Annotated in this window: 5 protein-coding genes; all 5 read left to right on the top strand. The window is 36.8% G+C overall.

The features are described 5' to 3' along the window. The first annotated feature begins 435 nt into the window (after nt 1–435). The 5 genes from rpsB to HPY74_20315 all read left to right on the top strand — a co-directional run bounded on the left by rpsB (nt 436) and on the right by HPY74_20315 (nt 3,603). Nucleotides 436–1,326 (top strand): 30S ribosomal protein S2, encoded by an 891-nt coding sequence (gene rpsB / locus HPY74_20335; GenBank protein NSW92956.1) that lies wholly within the window; start codon nt 436–438, stop codon nt 1,324–1,326. Between the two features lie 41 nt (nt 1,327–1,367). Continuing rightward, nucleotides 1,368–2,015, top strand: a complete 648-nt coding sequence (gene tsf, locus HPY74_20330) for a translation elongation factor Ts (GenBank protein NSW92955.1) — start codon at nt 1,368–1,370, stop codon at nt 2,013–2,015. Between the two features lie 97 nt (nt 2,016–2,112). After that, nucleotides 2,113–2,820: a UMP kinase gene (locus HPY74_20325; GenBank protein NSW92954.1), complete on the top strand. Its 708-nt coding sequence runs from the start codon at nt 2,113–2,115 to the stop codon at nt 2,818–2,820. Nucleotides 2,821–2,836: 16 nt separating this feature from the next. Continuing rightward, a complete protein-coding gene (gene frr / locus HPY74_20320) occupies nt 2,837–3,394 on the top strand; it encodes a ribosome recycling factor (protein NSW92953.1) in 558 nt (185 codons plus the stop codon). Nucleotides 3,395–3,396: 2 nt separating this feature from the next. Then, nucleotides 3,397–3,603: a PASTA domain-containing protein gene (locus tag HPY74_20315; protein ID NSW92952.1), complete on the top strand. Its 207-nt coding sequence runs from the start codon at nt 3,397–3,399 to the stop codon at nt 3,601–3,603. Nucleotides 3,604–3,655 lie beyond the last annotated feature (52 nt).

Genomic DNA, 3,655 nt, shown 5'->3' with positions numbered 1-3,655 from the left:
ATTTTATCATTTCTATATCTTCAGGACTAAATGTCCTACCTGAAAATGTTCTATTAGTATTGTTCATGACTTGATTACCTACCTCCCCCAAGTCTACTATACAATACTAATCTTGTACGTGTCCAACTCGGTTTTGCGAAAATATTTTTTTGCTACTCTCTATAACTCTTGTTTTCTCTTTCTTTTAAATTCGTGCTTCATCTCTGTTATCTTTCTGAGTAAAAGACGAAAATTGGGTGCATTTTCTTCGTAAAAATAAAATGCGCCCACGAAAATTTCTCAAAATAGTTGATAAAAAATTATCTATGTGTTATACTACTTACCGGAAAAAATACACACACAGTACGATTTATGGGAAAGTGCCGTAGAGATTGCGGTCTCCCGTGAAGTTGACTGCTGTGGAGGTATAAAACTAATTATAGTAGGAGGCGTTTTATGTCAATAATATCTATGAAACAACTGCTTGAAGCAGGAGTACACTTTGGTCATCAGACCAGAAGATGGAACCCGAAAATGGCCGAGTATATCTTTACAGAGAGGAACGGTATTTACATTATCGACTTACAAAAAACTGTAAAAAAGATAGAAGAGGCCTATTTATTTATAAGGGAAACAGCTATGAATGGAGAAGATATTCTCTTCGTAGGGACAAAAAAGCAGGCCCAGGATTCTATTAAAGAAGAGGCTGAAAGGGCAGGGCAATTCTACGTAAATGTCAGGTGGCTGGGAGGAATGCTGACCAACTTTAAGACCATAAGAGGCAGGGTCGACAGATTGAACGAATTGATTGAAATGGAACAGGAAGGGATATTTGAGGTTTTACCTAAAAAAGAAGTAATAAAGTTAAGAGGCGAAATGGAGAGGCTTGAGAAATACCTGGGTGGAATAAAAGAAATGAAAAGGCTGCCGGGAGCTGTGTTTATTGTAGACCCGAGAAAGGAAAGAATTGCCGTATTAGAGGCTAGAAAACTGGGAATACCTATAGTTGCAATTGTAGACACAAATTGTGACCCTGATGAGATAGATTATGTAATACCTGGAAATGACGATGCAATAAGGGCCATTAAACTTATAGCCGGCAAAATGGCAGATGCAGTAATTGAAGGCAAACAGGGTGAACAGATGACACCTGCATCAGATAATACAGAGGTACAAACCGTAGAGGAAGGCCCTGCGGAATATGAGGAGGAAACTCTGGAAATAGTTGAAGAAAAATTTTCAGGTTTTACCGAAGTAGAAGAAATGTTTGATTTTGATGAAGAATCTGAAGAAGAGGAAGAAACAGAGGAAGTACCTGTAAACTTTGTAGCTACAATAGAAGAATAGTTATACGAATTTACTAAAAATTTATGTTTGGAGGAGTTTTGATGATTACTGCTGATATGGTAAAACAGCTTCGTGAAAAAGTAGGAGCTGGAATGATGGACTGCAAAAGAGCTCTTGTAGAGGCAAATGGAGATATGGAAAAGGCTATCGAATATTTAAGAGAAAAAGGACTTGCATCTGCAGCAAAAAAGGCGGGAAGGATAGCTGCAGAAGGTATTGTGGATGCATATATCCATGGAGACGGAAGAATTGGAGTCCTTGTTGAAGTGAATGTTGAGACCGACTTTGCAGCTAAAAATGAAGAATTCAGAAAATTTGTAAAAGACATAGCAATGCAAATTGCTGCAACTAAACCTGAATATATAAGAAGAGAAGATGTACCTGCCGCAGTTATTGAAAAGGAAAAGGAAATTCTGAGGGCCCAAGCTCTCAATGAGGGGAAACCTGAGAAAGTTATTGAGAAAATGGTTGAGGGAAGATTAGAAAAGTTTTATAAGGAAGTCTGCCTATTAGAGCAACAATGGATAAGGGACCCTGATAAAACAATTAATGAACTTCTAATGGAGAAAATTGCCTTGATAGGGGAAAATATCAACATTAGAAGATTTGCAAGGTTTGAAAGAGGAGAAGGAATTGAAAAAAAAGAAGAGAATTTTGCAGATGAGGTAATGAAACAAATTGGTTGTTAGCTTAAAAAAGGGACATATAACAATATATGTCCCTTTTTTTAAAGGTTATATGCTTGTTTATAATGGTAGTCTTTGTAAAAAGCGGAGGAAATTATCTATGCAGAGTGCCAAGTATAAAAGGGTGGTACTGAAAATTAGTGGGGAAGCCCTGGCAGGAAAGAATAACTTTGGACTGGATGTTGAAACATTGGATGGGATTACCAACAACATAAAAGAAATATTTGAATTAGGCGTGGAAATAGCTATTGTTGTAGGGGGAGGTAACTTTTGGAGGGGAAGGAGCGGCAAAGGGATGGATCGTACTACTGCTGATCATATGGGTATGCTGGCTACTGTAATAAATGCCCTTGCTCTCCAGGATTCTTTGGAGTCAAAGGGTATACCTGTAAGAGTACAGACGGCAATTGAAATGAGGCAAATAGCGGAACCCTATATAAGGAGAAGGGCAGTAAGGCACCTGGAGAAAAAGAGGATAGTAATATTTGCCTGTGGTACAGGTAATCCTTATTTTTCTACGGATACCGCCGCTGCCTTAAGGGCTGCTGAAATTGATGCAGAAGTTATATTACTTGCAAAGAAAGTTGATGGCGTATATGACGACGATCCTGTAAAGAACCCTAACGCAAAAAAATATAACAAGATATCCCATTTGGATATTATAAATCAAAGGCTTGGAGTAATGGATTCTACTGCTACATCATTATGTATGGATAATGAAATACCTATAATAGTGTTTGGCATTGATGATCCAAAAAATATTGTAAAGGTTGTCCTGGGCGAGGATATCGGGACATCAATTACATAATAAGGGGAGGGTTAATATGTCTAAAGATGAATATAAGCAGATTGAAGAAAAAATGAATAAAACAATAAGTGTATTAAAACAGGAATTAGCCCGGTTGAGGGCAGGAAGAGCAAATCCGGCAATATTGGATAAAGTAACTGTTGATTATTATGGTGTACCTACTCCAATTAATCAGTTGGCCAATATCTCAGTACCGGAGGCCAGGGTCATAGTAATACAACCATGGGATATAAATACATTAAAAGACATTGAAAAAGCAATTCAAAAATCTGATATAGGTATAAACCCAAATAATGACGGAAGGGTAATCAGGTTGGTGTTTCCAATTCTTACGGAGGAGAGAAGAAAAGAATTACTGAAAGTAGTTAAGAAATATGGAGAAGACTCAAAGGTAGCTGTAAGAGCTATAAGAAGAGAAGCTATAGAAGAATACAGGATTCTAAAAAAAGAAGGTGAAATAACAGAAGATGACCTTAAAGATGCTGAGAAGGATATTCAAGCTCTAACTGACAAATATATCTCGGAAATTGACAAAATAACTGAATTAAAGGGACAGGAGATTCTTGAAGTTTAATTATGGACATGCCTGATGTTATTGGTTTGGACTTAAAAAATGCTGTGAAAATGTTAGAGAAAGAAGGTATTAAAATCTCCGGAATAAAAGTAACGGCTCCTCCACGTTACCAAAATAATGATTATAAAGATTATTTCAGAGTTCTTAGAGTAGATATCACCGGTGACAGAGAAGTAGAAATCCTTATATGTGATCCTTGCACAGGTTAACTTTTACAATTGCTCCTCATAAATTTGAGGAGCTTAATTATTTTAATTTTAA

This window comes from Bacillota bacterium (assembly GCA_013314855.1).
In the GTDB taxonomy this organism is placed as follows: domain Bacteria; phylum Bacillota; class Clostridia; order Acetivibrionales; family DUMC01; genus Ch48.
This window is presented reverse-complemented; position numbering and strand designations above follow the sequence as displayed.

Excerpts from the sequence above, each read along its gene's own strand:
- rpsB (NSW92956.1), top strand. The coding sequence starts at position 436 with ATGTCAATAATATCTATGAAACAACTGCTTGAAGCAGGAGTACACTTT.
- tsf (NSW92955.1), top strand. The coding sequence starts at position 1,368 with ATGATTACTGCTGATATGGTAAAACAGCTTCGTGAAAAAGTAGGAGCT.
- HPY74_20325 (NSW92954.1), top strand. The coding sequence starts at position 2,113 with ATGCAGAGTGCCAAGTATAAAAGGGTGGTACTGAAAATTAGTGGGGAA.
- frr (NSW92953.1), top strand. The coding sequence starts at position 2,837 with ATGTCTAAAGATGAATATAAGCAGATTGAAGAAAAAATGAATAAAACA.
- HPY74_20315 (NSW92952.1), top strand. The coding sequence starts at position 3,397 with ATGGACATGCCTGATGTTATTGGTTTGGACTTAAAAAATGCTGTGAAA.